The following is an 18244-nucleotide window of genomic DNA, read 5'->3' as shown; positions in this document are numbered from 1 at the left end:
CATCCTCCTAAGCTTATGCGTGACTCTTTTATCGCGAGCTGCCATTCGCTTTCTGCGCATCCGCTAAGTAATTACTTTTGCGGAAGAACAGCATGGCAAGCAATGTCACGATATAAGGCAGCATTTGTGTGAAATGTGTAGGTAAAGAGAATCCCTGTAATCGGATGCTGAACGCATCCATTAAGCCAAACAGTAAGCTGGACGCCATGACGCCAATCGGATTGGCTTGTCCCAGCATGGTGGCCACAAGCGCGATGAAACCGCGGCCAGCCGTCATGCCTTCGGTGAACATGGTTACTTGTCCGAGAGATAGCTGCGCACCAGCGAGTCCGCAGAGGACACCGCAGATGAGCACAGCGATATATTGCATCCGATTGACCTTAATGCCGATACTCTTGGCGGCTACTGGGTTTTCACCGACAGCGATCATGCGGAAGCCAAGGACTGATTTGAAAAGTAAGTACTGAAGCGCGAACACCAGCACAAAGGCTAGATAGACAAGAGGGGAGTGCCCGGAAATAATCCCGCCAATGACGGGGATATCTTGAATGAGGGGGATGTCCCACTTCGGCAGTCCGATCATATTTTTATCATAATAAGCACCTTTTACGTTGAAAATAGCCTTCAAACAAAATGCTGTTAAGCCTAAGGCTAGAAAGTTGAATGAGATACCGACCACGATGACATTCGCTTGCAGATGGATACTCATATAAGCAAAAATCAGTGAAAACAGCATGGTCACGGCAATGGCGATGAGCACGGCTAGGAACACGTTGCCTGTATAGTAATTCCCAACAATTGCGGAGAAGGCACCGACCAAGACGAATCCTTCCAAACCGACATTAAACAAGCCGACGCGCGAGCAGAGGGCACCGCCCAGTGCTGCAAGAAGAATCGGAGCGACCATACGAATCATGGAGTTAAATAAAGATACATCAAGAAGATGCTGCATCGCCCTTGCCTCCTTTCCGGCGTTTCCATAGGGTAAAGCTGATTTTGGCTGTTACAAAAAGGATGAGCAACGATTGAATGACACTGGATATTTGCAGTGGAATGTCTGTATTACGTTCAACACCCATGCCTCCGGTTTGCAAGGCAGCAAGCAGAATGGACGCAAGTGCTGTGCCTAATGGATGCGCACCTGAGAGCAAGGTCGCCATGATGCCTGACCAAGCGTAGCCAGGATTCGAAATCATACCATCCGTATACCGATACTGCATGCCGAGCACCTCGACGGCGCCAGCAAGCCCTGCGAAACCTCCGCTGGCAAACATACTTGTCAGCATGACTTTTCGTCTGTTAACCCCGCCATAGGCTGCGAAGAGCGGATTATAGCCTAGCATGCGAACCTCATACCCAGCTACGGTATATTTAATGAATAGAAACAGGAGAATGGCGAGTGCAATGGCAATGATAAAGCCGCCATGGATGCTCATGCCTTGAAACAATTTGGGCAGCCATACGCTTTTATCGATCATCATTGTTTGGGCCAGTGCTGCTGATCCGGAGTTGTCTTTGAGCGGATACGCCACCAAATATCCTGCGAATAAAGCAGCTATATAGTTAAGCAACAGTGTTGTTATGATCAAATTCATTCGGAATTTAGCATCTAGCCAGCCTGCGAAGGCCGACCAAATTCCGCCTGCTAAGATACCGCTAAGCATCGCGGCGAGCAATTTAAATAGGGGAGGTCCCGGCAGGTATAGAGCGACCATAGCGCTAGATAAAGCACCTAGAATCATTTGGCCCTCTGACCCCATGTTGAAGAATCCAGCACGAAACGCGATCGATACACCTAACCCAACTAGAATGAGTGGAGTGGCGCGAGTTAACGTATTCGTGAAATAGAAGAAGTTGCCGAAGGCACCTTTCCACATCTCGGTGTAAGTTTCAACGACGGACCCGCCAATGAGCATAATGGCTATTGCACCACCGAGCAACCCGATGACGATGGCAAGCAGCGGCTGAGTCCAAGCGCTTAGGTTGAATAGTCTTTTAAGCATTTGAAGTTCCCCCTGCCATCCATAAGCTGATTTGCTCTTCTGTTGCATCTGCGGCGGACAATTCGCCCACAATTCGTCCTTCATACATAACCAGGATTCGATCAGACAGCTGTAAAATCTCTGTTAATTCCGAGGAGACTAAAAGAATCGCACCTTGCTCGTCCCGCTTGCGGAGCAGTTCTTCGTGAATCAATTCCATCGCGCCAATATCCACACCACGAGTTGGCTCAGCGGCAATTAAGAATGGCTGCTGCTGTGCAATTTCCCTCGCTACGATAAGCTTCTGCAAATTACCGCCAGATAGAAACTTCACTTTGGTATCTTGAGATCCTGCTTTAATCTGAAATTGCTGGATGAAGCCGCTAACCATGTTGCGGAGTTCTTTGCCTTGTAGCAGGCCAGATCGGCTTTTGGTTTTATGATGACCCATCGTGCCATTCTCTAACACCGTACCTTCTTTGGCTGCTCCCCATTGATAGCGATCCTCCGGTACATGGGAAAGTCCGATTTCTCTGATTTCACGAACGGATCGTCCATGAACAGGCTTGCCTAATAATTGAATTTCTCCCTGATCAATCGCTTGGATGCCAGAAATGGCTTGAATCAATTCGGACTGGCCATTCCCTGAAATACCGGCAATCCCGACGATTTCCCCGGATTTTACTTGTAAATTGATACGATCAAGGATAGGTTTTCCTTTATCTCCAAGAATGGAAACGTCTTTAACGTGAAGGACGGTTTGACCGACTGTTAAATCACGTTTCTTTAGCTGCTTCAAATCTCTTCCGACCATGAGCTTGGAAAGCTCTTCAACGTTCGTGGCATCTGCATCCACTGTACCCGTCATTTTGCCATCGCGAAGCACGGTAACACGGTCAGCAACCTCCATGACTTCATGAAGCTTGTGCGTGATGATGATGAAGCTTTTGCCTAGTTTGGCTAGGTTTTTCATAATGACGAGAAGTTCCTTCGCTTCCAGCGGCGTGAGCACACCGGTGGGCTCATCCAAGATAATGATGTCTGCACCTTGATAGAGCACCTTCAAGATCTCGACGCGTTGCTGCAAGCCTAGTGGGCAATCAGCGACTTTCATGCGCGGATCAATAGGGAGACGATACTTGGCACAAAGCTCTTCGATTTGCGTGATAGCTTTTTTACGGTCAAATGACAATCCAGCCTTCGGCTCATTGCCAATCACAATATTTTCGGCCACAGTAAACGAAGGGAAAAGCATAAAGTGTTGGTGCACCATCCCGATACCATGTCGAATCGCATCTGTGGGATTGGTGAAGGTAACTTCATTGCCGTTCAAGAGAATACGGCCAGCCGAAGGCTGCTCCATGCCGTACAAGATGCGCATTAGGGTGGTCTTGCCAGCGCCGTTTTCCCCGACTAATGCATGAATTTCACCTTGACGCAGCGAGAAATCAACGCCAGAATTCGCTGTTAAATCGCCGTATGTTTTCGTAATTTGACGCATTTGAAGCAGCATAACGGTTTTTCGCTCCTCTACCTAGACATGCGGAAACTGCTTACGTCTCCGTAAACAGTCTCCGAGTTAAACATATATGCGATTCTCGTACAATAATTATTTGACTGGATTTTCTACTTTTACTTTACCAGACACGATATCATCACGGATAGCTTTTACCTTCGTTACAACATCTTGTCCAACGAAAGGACTTAGTGCTGATGTCGTATCTCTCGTAACGAATGTTAGACCAACGCCATCTTCTTTCAAGCCGTAGTCAACAGCACCGAATTTGAACGTGCCATTTACGAAATCTTTCACGGTTTGGTAAGCAACAGCATCTGTACCTTTCAATTGGGAAAGCACGATATGCTGTGGATCTGTTAACGTACGGTCAATGTCTTGTCCGGATGTATAAAAGCCTTTTTCCTTCGCAGCTTCAAATACACCAAGATCGCCAACAGCCGATGCGCCTGCGATGAAGTCTGCGCCTTGCGAGAATTGGGTTAATGCCAATTCTTTCGCTTTCGCTGGATCCGTGAAGCTGCCTACATAGTTAACGATAAACTTAGCATTTGGATTCGTTGCTTTCAAACCTTCTTGAAAACCAACTGTATATTTCTTAATAAGTGGGATATCAACAGCTGCAACCATACCTACCACGTTTTTCTTCGTAGATAGACCTGCTGCTGCTCCAAGCAAGTAAGCTGCTTCATGTTCACGGAAAACAACGCTGCGAACATTCGGAAGATCAACAACGGTATCAATAATGGCGAAGGATTTCTTCGGATTCTCAGTTGCTACTTTTTTAAGTGCATCTTCAGCCGTGAAGGAGCTTGTAATAATTAGATCATAATTATCAGCAACAGCTGCGCGCAAGTTTTGCTCGATTGCACTCGCATCTGCGGATTCTACTGTTTTAACCGTAACACCAAATTCTTTACTAGCTTTCTTAACACCCTCATCCATTTGTGTGAAGAAGGGGTTAACACCGATTTTCTCAGGTGTAATTAGGATAATTTTCTTATCGGATTTAGCTGCTGGCGCTCCGGATGCTGCAGGTGATGCTGTGTCTGTTTTGGCAGCCCCACAGCCTGTTAGTAAGACTGTTGCGGCAAGAACTGAAAATATAACTTTTTTCATGATGTATCTCTCCCCTAATCTATTTATGTATGAATTAACCAATGACATAATCATATCCTACTAAAAAACTCGGATATAGTCAAAGAGATTATTTTCCGATTTCGATTCGACAAAATCATCCATAATTCTACAAACTCGAAAGCCTAACGGTTATTATACTAAAATGTACGAGCACAATCCATCTATTTCAATTAACTACCAGTTGCAACCGGTGAAAGGCAGATATCTGTATCATGGATAGTGTAGCTGAACATCGGTTTAATCGCCAAGGAAGAAATGTTTAGCATTGTAGTTTCTTATAGCCTCAATTGCTTTCACCTCATAATCGGTCGCGTCTTGCAAAAGGACTTCAAGCAATCTTAAATCGGGATAGCCGTTGTGAAAAGCGGTTTGTACGCCAAATGAAAATGGGTTTGTCGTTGTTTAGATTGACTCATAGGCACGAATAAACAAATCATCTATAGTGTTTGTATGCGCTTCCATTGGATATAACCAGAATCATAAAGCGGAACCGATGGATCTGATCTGGTTCCGTCAGGGACTGTACGGCAGCAGCGATCCTCTGGAGCTTGACGTGCTGTACGATCATCCGCTCAAGAACAATGTCGCGGTCTTCCGCGATTCCTGGAGTGATCCCGGGGCTAACTACGCCGCGATTAAGGGCGGGGTCAGCGATTATGCGATCACGAACTCTCTGCATAACAATCTCGACATAGGGACGTTCGTTCTCGATGCGCTTGGCGTCCGGTGGGCTGTCGATCTCGGTAAGGAAGACAAAGACTATAACGCTCCAGGATACTTCACAACCGACCCCGAGGCAAACCCGAATCGTTGGGATTTCTACCGCACGAGGGCCGAAGGCTCCAACACGCTTGTGATCAATCCGGACGCTAAGCCGGATCAAGCGCTTGACGCGAACGCGCCGATCATCGCTTACGATTCCAAGCCTGAGGGCGGCTATGCAATCGTCGATATGACGTCGGCCTACAAGGATGACGTGGTGTACGCGAAGCGGGGCATGATGATGGGGCAATACCGCAGCAGCATCCTCCTTCAGGATGAGCTTCAGCTAAAGGCCCCGTCGGACTTGTATTGGTTTATGCATACGGAGGCGCCCGAAATCACAGTTGCACCGGACGGCAAATCGGCGATCCTCAAGCAGAATGGGAAACGGCTTTACGCTGAGCTCCTATCTCCCAGCGCAGCGAGCTTTGAGGTCCGAACGGCGACTCCGCTCAGCCCATCGCATAATAAAGGTGTGGCGCCCAATGGCAACCTGAGAAAGCTTACGGTTCACATCCCCTGACGCCAAGGATCAACTGACGATTGCCGTTCGATTCACACCGTTATCAACGATTGAGGCGCCGCCTGCCGACGTGCCGGCAATCACGCCGCTGCAGGAGTGGAGCCTGAATTCGACGTCTACCGCTCAATTATCGGAACTCAAGATCAATGGTGTGCCGCTTACAAGCTTTAGGCCGACGAAAATGAAATATTCGGTGGAAGTCCCCTTCAGGACCCAAACCGTACCTGCGATCACGGCTGTCGCGGAAGACTCGTCCGACACGATTACCATTACGCCGGCATCCGGCATTCCAGGTGCCGTTGTAGTGGAAGTGACGGATGACCAAGGCGTCCGTCGACCGGGCAACTATTTGATCGATGTGTTCAAGGGGATATTCACGGGTGTGCTGACGGATGTCCCGGTATTGCCTGTCACGTATTTGGCCGACAGCGGACCGGTTGACAATACATGGCCCGGACCTCGCGCCGCGGATCACGATCCGTTATCGTACTGGGCCGTTCTTGGGCCGAACACCATTGATTTCGATCTCGGCTCTGAGACGCTGGCCACCTATGTCGGCATCTCATGGCTACGTGGAAATGAGCGCCAATTCTTCTTTGATATTCTGACCTCAATGGATGGGCAGACATGGACAAAGATTTTCGAAGGGCCGAGCTCGGGGAAAGTGAACGGCATTATGAAATTTATGATATCCCGGATACGACGGCTCGGTATCTACGAATTGCTGTAACTGGAAACAACATCACAACGGCAACGAGTATTAATGAAGTCATGGTCTATGCCGCAACCGCCTGTCGAAGAATCTGAGCCGGAAATAGAACCGCCAACAGACACTGCGGTTTCAAAGCCGGCTAAGCCTGCCATTTCGAATGACAACGGATGGGATAATGGCGTTTTAGACGGGACATTTCATGTGGTTACGAATCTCTGGTGGGGAGAAAATGCGCGTGTCTACAAGTTATATGAGAATGATGTCCTGATTGACACACAACTTTTGACGGCCCATACACCAGGAGCTCAAACTATCACAACCATCATTACAAATAGGCAAAATGGCACTTATAAGTATTATGCTGAGCTTAGTAATGATTTCGGCACAACGAGGAGTGACCTACATGAAGTTACCGTTTCACAAGCTTTGCCGGCTAAGCCGGTGATTGCGAGTGATAACTGGGACGGAGATGGCAACTACACAGTCCGTATGGATATGTGGTGGGGAACGAATGGCACGACGTTTAACTTGTACGAAAACAATATCTTGATCCACACGCAGAATTTGGCGGATACAACACCTGCTGCTCAGTCCGCTGAAAAGCCTGTTACCAATAAAGCCGTTGGCGATTATGTGTATCAGGCAGAGCTTGTGAATGCTGCTGGGAGCACCAGAAGCGATGTCATGACGGTTCATGTGACGAAGTAAAGGGAAGAACCTTCGCTGCCCAGTAGGGTGTCTTTGGTGTACACACTTGTACGTATAAGTTACCAGCTTTAAATTAAGTGCAGGCTCTCGGCTTGAGATGAAAATTTTATTTAATAACGGAAAAACATGCAGGTAATTTCGCGCTATTATCCAGTTAATCGTGGAAAATCAGCTGAAATCGGAAAAATAAAGGGAGGTTTTCCAGTTAATGTTGCTTGTTGTTGTTGTTGTTGTTGTTGTTACTCTCCAGCGTACCTTCCTGCATTCGAAGCGTCATCCACGCACTCCCTCCGTAAATGAACGCACTCACGTAAAACAACACATCAATCGTTAGCCAATCAATGATATAACCGCCAATAAGAACAGCGAACCCAGATGCTACGGATGTCCAAAAGTGGTAATTGCCTAGCGCGTCGCCACGATTTCCGGGGCTAGTCCCGTCAGCGAGCAATCCACGCTCGCTCATTTTCTGCATGGCATTGCATACACCCATGAAAGCCTGGAGGAGCAAGACGAAGCCGTAGGAAGGAATCCATGGGAAAATGAGCATTGCGGCCATCATGCCTAGTGAGCTTCCTGCCATGAGCTTTTTCGATGAGCGGTCTACGAGCTTACCCAGCCAAATAGCGGATGCAGCTGAGCTTATTGTGAATATGGCAAAAGCGAGGCCGTATGCCGAATACGTACTGCCGAGATTTTTCAGAAACAATAAATAATAGGGATAAATCATTCCCGCCGCCAATGTCGCTAAGCTTTGGGATTTGATGAGCATACGCACATTCATCCTAGTGCCCCCTATAATCGTCATAGAATTGATTCATAAATAGATGTTGTGGATCCCACTTATCTTTTGCTTGGAAGAAGGCCTCCGCCTTAGGGTAAATCGTTTGGAACTGCTCTACCGAAGGAAAGGGAGCATAGGGCAAATAATAGGAGCCGTTTAGGAGCATCAATTGATCGATGATTCGACGGATTCCATGGGTCATATGGGCCTGCGCAGCTTTACTAAGCGGGGTGTTAAATAGACAAACAAGGGCGAACATGTCACTTTTTGCATACGAAAGCATCGCTTCCTCATCCTGATTAACGTAACGAACCGTAATATTTAATAGGTTTAATTGTTCTACTTGGAGGATAGGCTTTATGCCGTTAATAAATTCACTGAAATGTTCCACGGGAATGAAAAATTCTTGGAGAAGATCATTTTTGGTATCCGAACTATAGTCCATAAAATCCGACTCCGAACGCATCGCATTGTTGCGTGATAGTACGGTACTCTTTCCAATAAGGAAATACTGCTGTAAGTCCCAAAACGCATTCTTCCCCCAATCGAAGGATCGATTAAGTCCAAATAGAAGCTTTAAGGGCCATACATTTCGGTCTTTCAGTTTCAATTTATTATGATCTGTAAGCGGGAGATCCCATCGTGCTCTGTAATTTGTAGCATACATTTCGGTTAAGAAGGTATCCGGTGCGACAGAAATACGTGCGAGATGCATGTGGATGTCGTGATTTTGTTTAACCTGGTTAAGGAAGTAGTCGGAATAGGCTGTTGTAGGCATTGTTTCGCTGGTCATCTCGTACACTTCGTCATCTGTAAGCGACAGAGTCACGTCCATGATGACACCGAATAGGCCGTATCCTCCCAAGGCCAACGGGAATAGCTCTGCATTTTCAAATCGTGAAACATTTCTTATTTGGCCGTCTGCCCCCAGTAGTCGAAAGGATTCGACCGAACGAATGAGAGAGCCATTTCGAATGTCACGGCCATGTGCATTTACAGAGATCGATCCTCCGATGGTGAAAATATTTTGCGACTGCATCGTCTTCACCGCAAGCCCATAAGGATTGATGTACTTCTGTACATCTGCCCAAGTAGCGCCTGACTGCACGGTAATTGTCTTGGCCTTCTCGTCGAAGACGAGAATCTTGTTAAATGGGGTCATATCCAGTACAATGCCGTCCCTGTAGTATGTATGTCCACCTTGGCTGTGCCGCTGTCCGGCAATTGAGATCTTGAGTCCTTTCTCCCTTGCCTCGCTTATAATCCCTTGAAGCTGCTTGATTTCTTTGGTAGGAGTGACTCGCTCAATCTTTACAGGTCGAAGCTTACTGTAATCCGACCGCAAGAAGGGGTACTCACCAGCAGCAGAGGTCCTTGCATACTGCCAGAGGCATAGCGCAGTTAATAGAAGTAGAACGATAATCTTCTTCATAAGTATCTCCCAACTTGTTGGATAGGGCATTTGTTCGCCAAGGTTGACTCTTTCGAGAACTACATCCCAATATATGACTATAGTGTAAATTCCCACCTTTTGAAATGTCAATTTAAATAAGAGTAGGCAAGTTGCTGTATGCTAAGTTTGAGTCCTGAAATGCACAAAAAAGAGCGGGTATCCGCTCTTTTTCATATTGTATAAACGCATTCAACCTTTGATCGCGCCGATCATAACGCCTTTCACGAAATACTTTTGCAGGAAAGGGTAGAGGAAAAGAATAGGCGCTGTTGCTACGATAATTGTCGCGTATTTGATCGTTTCTCCGGTTGGCACCTTATCGGAACCGCCAATGTTGGTCATCATCGAATCGGTACTGTTCGTGATCAGGATCTCTCTTAGAATAAGCTGGAGCGGGTAGAGATCGCGCGTGCGTAAGTAGATGAGTGCACTGAACCAAGAATTCCAATGGGCAACGCCATAGAAGAGAATCATGACGGCTACTACAGGCATCGATAGCGGAAGAATGACACGGAATAGGACGGTGAAGTCGTTGGCCCCGTCAAGCTTGGCCGATTCCTCTAGGCTAACTGGGACACCCATGAAGGCCGTACGCATAATAATAAGGTTATAAGCACTCATTGCAGCGGGAATGATCAGAGCCAGGCGGCTGTCCACCATGCCTAAGTCGTTGATTAACAAGTATGTTGGAATTAAGCCGCCGTTGAAAAACATCGTGAAAACAATCAAAAACATGACCGGGTTTTTCCACATTAATTGCTGTCTAGATAGAGCATAAGCGCCGAATGAGGTCATAAGAATGTTCAGCGAGGTGCCCAAAACAACGTACATCAGTGTGTTCGTATATCCGGTAATAATCGAAGGGTTCTGGAAAACCATTCGATAAGCTTCCCAATTGAGCCCTTTAGGATACCAAATCAGGCCGCGCACTTGCATGGCCCATGTCGGGTCGCTAAAGGAGGCGAATAACACATAGACGAATGGGTACAAGGTAAATAAAGATAATAGGATCAAGAACAAGGAATTCGACAGGTCGAATAGTTGTTCTCCCCAGCTTCTGCGCATGTGGATGAGCCTCCTTTCACCAAAGCTTGTTATCGCTAGTGCGCCGGCTCAAAGCATTTGCCAAAACGAGTAGCGTAAAATTAATGAGAGAGTTGAAGAGACCGACAGCAGCGCTGTAACTGAAGTCAGATTCGAGAATCCCTTTCCGATATACGAAGGTTCCGATGACATCAGCGGTTTCGTAAGTAGTCGGATTATAGAGCAGCAAAATTTTGTCGGCTCCGATGGACATGAAGTGTCCGATTTGCAAAATAAGCAGGATGACCACCGTTGACATAATACCCGGCAATGTAATATGAATTGTCTGCTTCCAACGATTGGCGCCATCTACTCTGGCCGCCTCATAGAGTGAGGGATCGATGCCTGACATGGCTGACAAATAAATGATGGAGCCCCAACCGATATTTTGCCATACATTCGAGGAAATGTAGACGGAACGAAACCAACTGCTCTCCTGCAGGTAGGAGATGGGTTCCACACCGAACAAGGAGCTGAGCAGGTTATTTATTAAGCCGTCACGGGCCAGGAAGTCAACCATCATACCTGAGATGACCACAATTGATATAAAATGCGGCATATACGTAATCGTTTGAACGGTACGCTTCAACACTGCGCTGCGCAGTTCATTAAGCAAAAGGGCAAGCACGATGGATGCGGGGAAGGCGAACAGCAATTCATACAAGCTTATTAGCAGCGTATTGCGCAAAATACGAGAAAAATAAAAGCTGCCGAAGAAATCCTGAAAGTGTTTCAGGCCAACCCAGTCGCTGTGCAGAATGCCGATACCAGGAGAATAATCCTTGAAGGCGATCTGCAGTCCGTACATCGGAACATAATAGAAGAGAACATAATAGACTACGACGGGAAGCAGCATGAGATAGATATATTTATTGAGCCTAGCGTCGCGTATAAACCGGTACTTGAACCCGTTCTTGTCGACCGCGGGCTTCACGGAGTCAGGTTGTTGATGGAGCGCTGTGGACATCGCGAGTTCCTCCTTGAGCTGGTGAGTCTGTCAAAATGGACGCAGAAAGACGCCATACGGCGGGAAGATTCTCTCCCGCGCCGTATGTTTACGTCTGAAGCTTAGCTTACTTTCTGCTGAGGTAACGATCCAATGCGGCTTGGCGGACTTTGATCGCTTCCTCGATCCCCATGCTTTTCATCGTTTGCACATACTTATCAAAGCTTTCAATCGGTTCTGCGTTCATGACGAATTTATTGAACATTTCTTCCTTGTAGGTCTTGACGTCATTCATGACCGAAGCTGTTTTCGAGCTTTCATCGGCATTCAGACTAATGCTCGGCATTTGCTTGGAATGATCCGCTTGGGCCCACGTTTTTTGTGCTTCACGCTGCGCAGGAATGGTGTAATATTGTTCGATAACCCGCTTATCCTGAACGAATGGTCCGTTCCAGCTGGATTGGAAATATTTAGCCATCGCTTGCGTCATCGGCAGCTTATCCGGGTTGTTCATAATCATGTCGGTGTACTTGGGATAGCCGTTCTCCATTTTGTAGCTTTCGCCTTCGATGCCGAAGTTGATGAGCATGTGGCCTTCCGGACCGTACTTGTAATCGAGCCATCTAATAATTTGCTCCGGGTTTTTGGCTTTGGCCGATATGGCTGCGCCGTATCCGACGAAAGGCATCGTATACTGGCCAAGCGGGTTTGGTCCGCCCTCTTTGAGCTTCGGATAGGGGGCTCCTACGAGGGAGAAGCCTGGGTTTGTCCCTTTAGCCAAGTCTAAGTAACGGCCTAGACCGGAACCGGCAAAACCGGAGTAAGCGCCGACCTGGTTACTGATAATTTTGTTGTCCTTAAGCTTGGAATCCTTGATGCTTGCGTAGTCCTTATCGATAAGTCCTTCCTTGTACCAACGGGCTAAAGTAGCCAGAAACTCCTTGTACTCGGGCTGTATAGGGCCGTATTTCACCTTGCCGTTATCGTTATAGAAGTCCGTTGCAATACCATAGGCGCCAACAAACAGATGGTTCAAGTCAAAATCGCCGGCCAAATTCATAAAGAAGGGGATCTCATCCTGTTTGCCGTTGCCGTTGGGATCCTTATCGCGGAATGCCTTCAAGACCGTTTCCCATTCGGGAATGGTAGTTGGCACTTTCAAGTTCAACTTATCAAGCCAATCTTTGCGGAAAATCGGGCCGTTCACGACGCTTAGCTGCTCGTCGCCCAGAAGGTTTGGCATGACATAAATATTGCCTTCATCAGTTGTCATCATTTTGCGGAACTCAGGGCGTTCCTTCAATACTTTGGTCAAGTTGGGCGCATATTTCTCAATTAACTCGTTCAAACGCAGAATCTGTTTACCTTTAATCAGAGCATCAGGACTTTGGGCAGCGGCTGCCCCTGTGCCTGAGGCGAAGTTGTATTCCACCACATCAGTCAAGCTTCCTGAAGCCAGCATAATATTGAATTGGTCTTTCTCTTGCCCTGTCGGAGGATGCTGGAATTCAACCTTGGTTCCGGTTTTCTTTTCAATTTCCTTATAGGCAGCCATCTCATTGTACGTCTTCATAATCGCGCCTGCATTGCCGTTCAGCTGTACCCAGTACGTAATGGAAGCGGGATATTTGACTTCAGCCGCTGCCGATACGGCGGGAGCTGTTCCTGCTGCTGCAGGCGTTGATTTGGCTGTGTCGCTGCTACAGCCCGCCATGAAGACTGAGAGTGCTGCTGCTGAGATCACTGTTAATTGGATCGTTCTTTTCTTTCTGTTCATTCGTGGGTGACCCTCCTGTACATATTGTTTTTGCGGTGTTGTTGTCCGCAATTTCAATATAAAAGAACAGACTTTTGCTGCCTACAATACGTTCTAATGAATGATAAACCCCCCTTCAGATCAGGGGCAAACCGTATTTCAGGAGGGCTAACCATCCTTCAGATGATCCTCACGTTGTTGCATTTCACGGTACTTTCCAGGGGTAATGCCTTCTATTTTTTTGAAAACACGGATAAAGCCTATGTCTGTCGAATAGCCAACGCCTTGTGCGACTTGCAGAACGGTCATGCCCGGTACCTCAAGTAAGCGCTTTGCCTCTTTCATTCGAACTTCAATCATATAATCGGTCAAATTGATCCCATACTGCCTTTTAAACAATCCGGATACATATTGAGGCGTCATCCCAAAATGATCCGCAATCGAAGTTAAACTGAGGGAATGATCTCCATAATGTTCATCGATATAGTGCTTCATTCGTTCTTGCCAACGTTCATGCTGTTCGGAGCGAGCTTCTTGTACACTGTTGCAAATAAATAAGCAAAGTTCTTTGACCTTCTTTAACATATCTTCTGCCGATGTGCTGTTAATGATTAGCTTTACTGGGTCTGAGCCGTCCTCCTGCCATTGTTTCTCATCGATTTTCAAAGCACTGGTGACTTTGAGCACGGTTCCTAACAGATTCAGGAAGAGTAACTTTCCTAGTTCAGGCGTCGTGTCACGAGAACCCATATTGTGCTGGTACAGCTCGTTTAGAAGTCGTTCGACACCTTCATAATCCCCGCTTTTGAGACAATTCATGATTTGTGCTTCCATCTCCATGGGATAGTGATAATAAGTGCGTTCCATGTAACGAATGTCATCGTAATGTATAACAGCGTTAATGCCGTGAATAATTCGGTAATCTAGCGCATTTAGCGCTTCGATATAGCATCGGGAGGCTTCTAGTCTGCCCAAATGCAGGGAGCTGGTCGCAACGGTGATCTTCATACGGAAGCGATCCTCGATAACTCCCTTGAGCTCAGCGATTAATCGGTCTCGACTCTGAATGGTCTCTTCTGAAGCATCGGGGACATTCAACAGAAGCGCTAAGCGATTGTTATCAGTTTCCGTGACATATCCGGAATCACCAACGAATTCACTGCTCAAATTGAATAAAATAAACCGCACGAGCGCACGATCTCGGTCGCTCTCGGCAATCCGAAAATCTCGGCTTTCATCGACTTCAAGAATGATGACGCTAACATAGTGATGCGGGAGCCTAATGCCCATAAAAGCAAGAGAGTCTTCCGTTAATTCGGTTTGCTCAACTTCACCTTTTAACAAGCGGGTCAAAAAATTGGCACGCACGACCGGGAGATGTCCAGCAAGCTGCTGCTCAAGCGCTTTGCCTTCGGCCACAGAGGCGGCAATGGAGTTTCGAATAAAGTCGTATTCGTTCGAAGGGCCATTTCGTGGCACATTTTTACCTTTGTTAATGGCATAAACAAGATCGCGAATTGGACTATAGCTGCGGTACGCCATCCAATAAGCAGCAGCACTTCCAGCAGCGACTACTAGTATGATCAAATAGATGGCCCATGTTTTCATTTCGTTCACGCGCTCTAAGACAACACTTTTGGGAACAAGGGATATATACTTCCAGCCGCTTGTGCCTGTTGTAAAGGATAGCATTTGTGTGGTGCCATCAGCGTTATATGTTTCGTAACCATTGGAGTTTTGGGTTTCAGCGAGCAGGCTTGGAGAAAGTTTGTAGGTATTTGAGGTGGAAATAATCACTTGTCCCTTCTCATCCAGAATGAACATAGTACCGTTATCGACCCATTGAATACCTTTCAGAAGATCAAGGATTTGCTGCTCATTAATAAGCATGACAATCGTGCCTTTGATGTTGCTAGTCTCGCCAAGAGGTAATGAGATTGCACTGGCAATGACGCTTTTAGTGGCAGGGTCGGCAGTCGATGAAGCGGAAGTAGGCAAGTAAGTTAAATAATGATATCCGGTTAAAAGCTCCGTGCGTACGTGCTCCAAGTTTTTACCAGGGAGTGGGTACAACTTTGTGAAAAAGGTTGGGGCATCCGTTTTCAAAATGGGTGAAATTACGGCGTCTTCATCCCGTAGGTAAACGTAAAAGTCATCAATAAATGGGGAGCCATTGCGAATCGTTCTTAATGCGCGGACCGCTTCTTCATATTGAATGTATTTTTCGCTGTCTTTGATCGTCCATAAGGTTTGAAGCTTAGGCTGTGTCGCGATCTGAATGCCAAGCTGTTCGATCTCTTGCAAGTTGTTGTCAACAACCTGACGAGCCTGTTCAAGCATGGCCAAATTAGACCGATTGGCATTATCGACCATGTTTTTTTCCATATTGGTATACAGAATGAACGTACCTGTTACGGGAATAAGCAGAATGAGAATGTAAGAGAGCCATAGCGTAAGAAAAATACTTTTGCGTCGCAGCAGCATAGATAAGCCCCTCCAGTGGGTGCGGGATTATAGGTGGCAAGCAATATGAGAAATGATGGAATATGCTTGGAGAGAAGATGGGTGCAGTTTATCATATCTAACTGTCAGCATCAATGAGTAAGTTGATATCGACCAACATATTTGTGTAAGATGGAGGGAAGATCCATCCGCTATGGCTGGGATTGGAATCAGGAGCATGAAGGAGGCGAGCCATGGCGCGTTCAAAGCCGCTTTGGTTGCTAATTAGTTGGTTCATTCTAGCTGTACTTGGTTTGTTAATTTTGAAATGGACGGGTGTATTTAAACATCTAGATCTTAACTGGGTGACCAGATGGCTGCGTGATTTAGGCCCGGTAGGCGGGCTCTTATATATACTCGCGTATACACTCAGGCCTTTGGTATTGTTTCCGGCAACGCCATTAACCCTGTATGGGGGCTATGTATTTGGTGCCTTCTGGGGAACGATCTACGATATTATAGGTGCGGGTGCAGGAGCATTACTATCTTTCTACATAACACGCAAATGGGGCCGCGGCAGCATGCAACGCATTTTACGAAGCCCTAAGCTGCTATCCTTTGATCAAAAGGCAGAGGAAAAAGGCTTCATGGTGGTGCTGTATATGCGGCTCATGCCTTTCTTTCCATTCGATGGGATCAGCTATGGGGCCGGATTATCGAAAATCCGTTTCTGGGACTATACGTGGGCTACGTTTATCGGAATTATTCCGGGAGCGATTGTTTATAACGTTTTTGGCGCTTCCTTAAATGATATCTGGTCATGGAAGTTTCTCGGGGCCGTAGCGATGTATGCGGTTTTTGCTATCGTTCCACTGATAATTAAGAAAAGGCAAGGGCGCAAAGTGCGCAAAGTGCGCCAGGAAGCGTAAGAGGAAGTAATAAGAAATATGTCGCCGTGGGAGGGCATTGAACAGATGAAGGGGAAAGTGGTAGCAAGGGATTTGATCTGGAGCTTAGGGGGAGCAGGTGCTCTGCTCCTTAGTTTTATTGTGTTGACGCAGAGCATTTCGGCGAAATGGTTACAAGCTTTTGATCAACATGTAGGCGGTTACATCCATGGGCAGCGAGGGGATTCATGGACACCTGTTGCCAAAGTTTTCACATTTATGGGAAGCGGTTCCACAGAATTTATCCTCTTTTTTCTAGTAGCTGGACTGTTGTATTTTAAATTCAAGCATAGATGGGAGACTATTGTCTTATTCTTGGGTGTACTTGGTGCATGGCTGCTAAATTCCGGGTTGAAAGAGCTTATTCAACGTGATCGTCCATCGGCAGAGGGCTGGTTAGTAGAGGTGGATAGCTTCAGCTTTCCCAGTGGTCACGCGATGGTTTCCATAGTCTTCTATGGTTTACTTGCCTACTTGTTATGGGTGAATGTACGTCAAACATGGAGAACGGCGTGGCTGATACCACCCGTTGCTGTCTTAGTCATTCTGTGTATTGGACTTAGTCGTATTTACCTTGGTGTGCATTATCCAAGTGATGTGCTGGCGGGCTACACGGCTGGAGGTCTTGGGCTTATCGGCTGTATGCACGCGATTCGCACAATTAGGCGCAGGAGAGTCATGAAATCTACCTATAAAGGGAAATACACAATCTTGGAGAATATGTAATTAATAACAATACATATAAACGATCTCACGGGGGAATGTGCATGGCTTTAGATACATCTCGCTTTTTTACTTATGAAGATACCAAGAATCAGGACATCTTTTATCGGTTGCCTGATCATTGGTGGAGTAGACATTATGAGTACATTTGGGCTTCCCATTTTGTTGAAAAAGGTGATATTGTTCTAGATGCTGCATGTGGATTAGGTCATCCCTTTAAGTATTATTTAGCGGACAAATGTAAAGAAGTTTACGCTTGCGACATGGATAAACGTATCTTAGATACCAACGAAATTATCAAAGAATTGGAATATAACATTGGGAAAGAGCATATAGATCAAATTAACCTGCCTATTCTAAGTATTCCCAAATTCGCTGTTTCTGACATTTCAAATTTGCCATATGACGACGCTATGTTCGATGTAGCTTTCTGTATTTCTGTCATGGAACATATTGACGACACTGATGTACAGCTTCGTTCTCTACAAGAGTTTAAACGAGTCTTGAAAAATAGTGGCAAATTGATTATTACCGTTGATTATCCGGATGTAGATGTTGAAAGCTTTCTAAGTTTGATTGCGGCTTCGGGTTTGCAACTGGTCGGGGATCATGACTTTACGAAGCCAGTTAATGCGATTACGTCTGACTATTATGGCAGGGACTTATGGTGTATTCGATTTGTACTTGAAAAAATAAGTGTTTAAACATACGACAACGGTCATTGCACACCCCACAGGACAACGCCACTTCGGTTTGTCCTTTTTTCT

Annotated in this window: 16 protein-coding genes; 6 read left to right on the top strand and 10 right to left on the bottom strand. The window is 46.5% G+C overall.

The features are described from left to right. Window positions 1-28 precede the first annotated feature (28 nt). From ASG89_RS30700 to ASG89_RS30685, 4 genes are all read right to left on the bottom strand, one after another. Window positions 29-952 (bottom strand): ABC transporter permease, encoded by a 924-nt coding sequence (locus ASG89_RS30700; RefSeq protein ID WP_057315140.1) that lies wholly within the window; start codon window positions 950-952, stop codon window positions 29-31. Beyond that, the gene (locus ASG89_RS30695; protein ID WP_057315139.1) at window positions 936-2003 is read right to left on the bottom strand and encodes an ABC transporter permease; all 1068 of its coding nucleotides are present in this window, start codon (window positions 2001-2003) and stop codon (window positions 936-938) included. The genes ASG89_RS30700 and ASG89_RS30695 overlap by 17 nt, the downstream gene beginning before the upstream one ends. Next, on the bottom strand, window positions 1996-3495 hold the full coding sequence (locus tag ASG89_RS30690; protein ID WP_057315138.1) for an ABC transporter ATP-binding protein: 1500 nt from the start codon (window positions 3493-3495) through the stop codon (window positions 1996-1998). The genes ASG89_RS30695 and ASG89_RS30690 overlap by 8 nt, the downstream gene beginning before the upstream one ends. Window positions 3496-3591: 96 nt before the next feature. Continuing rightward, complete coding sequence (locus tag ASG89_RS30685) at window positions 3592-4617, bottom strand: BMP family lipoprotein (RefSeq protein ID WP_057315137.1); 1026 nt, start codon at window positions 4615-4617, stop codon at window positions 3592-3594. Window positions 4618-5131: 514 nt separating this feature from the next. On the opposite strand from ASG89_RS30685, the gene ASG89_RS30680 reads away from it, so the two are divergent. The 3 genes from ASG89_RS30680 to ASG89_RS30670 all read left to right on the top strand — a co-directional run bounded on the left by ASG89_RS30680 (window position 5132) and on the right by ASG89_RS30670 (window position 7343). Further along, window positions 5132-5923 carry a hypothetical protein gene (locus ASG89_RS30680; RefSeq protein WP_057315136.1) on the top strand — a complete coding sequence of 264 codons (792 nt, stop codon included), beginning with the start codon at window positions 5132-5134 and terminating at the stop codon, window positions 5921-5923. A gap of 151 nt (window positions 5924-6074) precedes the next feature. Beyond that, the gene (locus ASG89_RS30675; RefSeq protein WP_157276869.1) at window positions 6075-6653 is read left to right on the top strand and encodes a discoidin domain-containing protein; all 579 of its coding nucleotides are present in this window, start codon (window positions 6075-6077) and stop codon (window positions 6651-6653) included. 33 nt (window positions 6654-6686) lie between these two features. Further along, window positions 6687-7343, top strand: a complete 657-nt coding sequence (locus tag ASG89_RS30670; RefSeq protein WP_157276868.1) for a hypothetical protein — start codon at window positions 6687-6689, stop codon at window positions 7341-7343. A 205-nt stretch (window positions 7344-7548) separates the two neighbouring features. Here ASG89_RS30670 and ASG89_RS30665 read toward each other — a convergent pair whose 3' ends face one another. The 6 genes from ASG89_RS30665 to ASG89_RS30640 all read right to left on the bottom strand — a co-directional run bounded on the left by ASG89_RS30665 (window position 7549) and on the right by ASG89_RS30640 (window position 15849). Next, window positions 7549-8127 carry an MFS transporter gene (locus ASG89_RS30665; RefSeq protein WP_057315133.1) on the bottom strand — a complete coding sequence of 193 codons (579 nt, stop codon included), beginning with the start codon at window positions 8125-8127 and terminating at the stop codon, window positions 7549-7551. A 1-nt stretch (window position 8128) separates the two neighbouring features. Next, window positions 8129-9559 carry an FAD-binding oxidoreductase gene (locus tag ASG89_RS30660; RefSeq protein WP_057315132.1) on the bottom strand — a complete coding sequence of 477 codons (1431 nt, stop codon included), beginning with the start codon at window positions 9557-9559 and terminating at the stop codon, window positions 8129-8131. A 210-nt stretch (window positions 9560-9769) separates the two neighbouring features. After that, complete coding sequence (locus tag ASG89_RS30655; protein WP_057315131.1) at window positions 9770-10645, bottom strand: carbohydrate ABC transporter permease; 876 nt, start codon at window positions 10643-10645, stop codon at window positions 9770-9772. A gap of 16 nt (window positions 10646-10661) precedes the next feature. Further along, complete coding sequence (locus tag ASG89_RS30650) at window positions 10662-11630, bottom strand: ABC transporter permease (RefSeq protein WP_057315130.1); 969 nt, start codon at window positions 11628-11630, stop codon at window positions 10662-10664. A 106-nt stretch (window positions 11631-11736) separates the two neighbouring features. Beyond that, a complete protein-coding gene (locus ASG89_RS30645) occupies window positions 11737-13386 on the bottom strand; it encodes an extracellular solute-binding protein (RefSeq protein WP_057315129.1) in 1650 nt (549 codons plus the stop codon). A 147-nt stretch (window positions 13387-13533) separates the two neighbouring features. Then, on the bottom strand, window positions 13534-15849 hold the full coding sequence (locus ASG89_RS30640; protein ID WP_057315128.1) for a helix-turn-helix domain-containing protein: 2316 nt from the start codon (window positions 15847-15849) through the stop codon (window positions 13534-13536). Window positions 15850-16061: 212 nt separating this feature from the next. On the opposite strand from ASG89_RS30640, the gene ASG89_RS30635 reads away from it, so the two are divergent. The 3 genes from ASG89_RS30635 to ASG89_RS30625 are packed head-to-tail and all read left to right on the top strand — an operon-like array spanning window position 16062 to window position 18181. Continuing rightward, window positions 16062-16736: a TVP38/TMEM64 family protein gene (locus ASG89_RS30635; protein ID WP_057315127.1), complete on the top strand. Its 675-nt coding sequence runs from the start codon at window positions 16062-16064 to the stop codon at window positions 16734-16736. Between the two features lie 45 nt (window positions 16737-16781). Further along, window positions 16782-17480 (top strand): phosphatase PAP2 family protein, encoded by a 699-nt coding sequence (locus tag ASG89_RS30630; RefSeq protein ID WP_162259745.1) that lies wholly within the window; start codon window positions 16782-16784, stop codon window positions 17478-17480. A 41-nt stretch (window positions 17481-17521) separates the two neighbouring features. Next, window positions 17522-18181 (top strand): class I SAM-dependent methyltransferase, encoded by a 660-nt coding sequence (locus ASG89_RS30625; protein ID WP_057315125.1) that lies wholly within the window; start codon window positions 17522-17524, stop codon window positions 18179-18181. Window positions 18182-18244 lie beyond the last annotated feature (63 nt).

Source organism: Paenibacillus sp. Soil766 (assembly GCF_001428105.1).
In the GTDB taxonomy this organism is placed as follows: Bacteria; Bacillota; Bacilli; order Paenibacillales; family NBRC-103111; genus Paenibacillus_E.
This window is presented reverse-complemented; position numbering and strand designations above follow the sequence as displayed.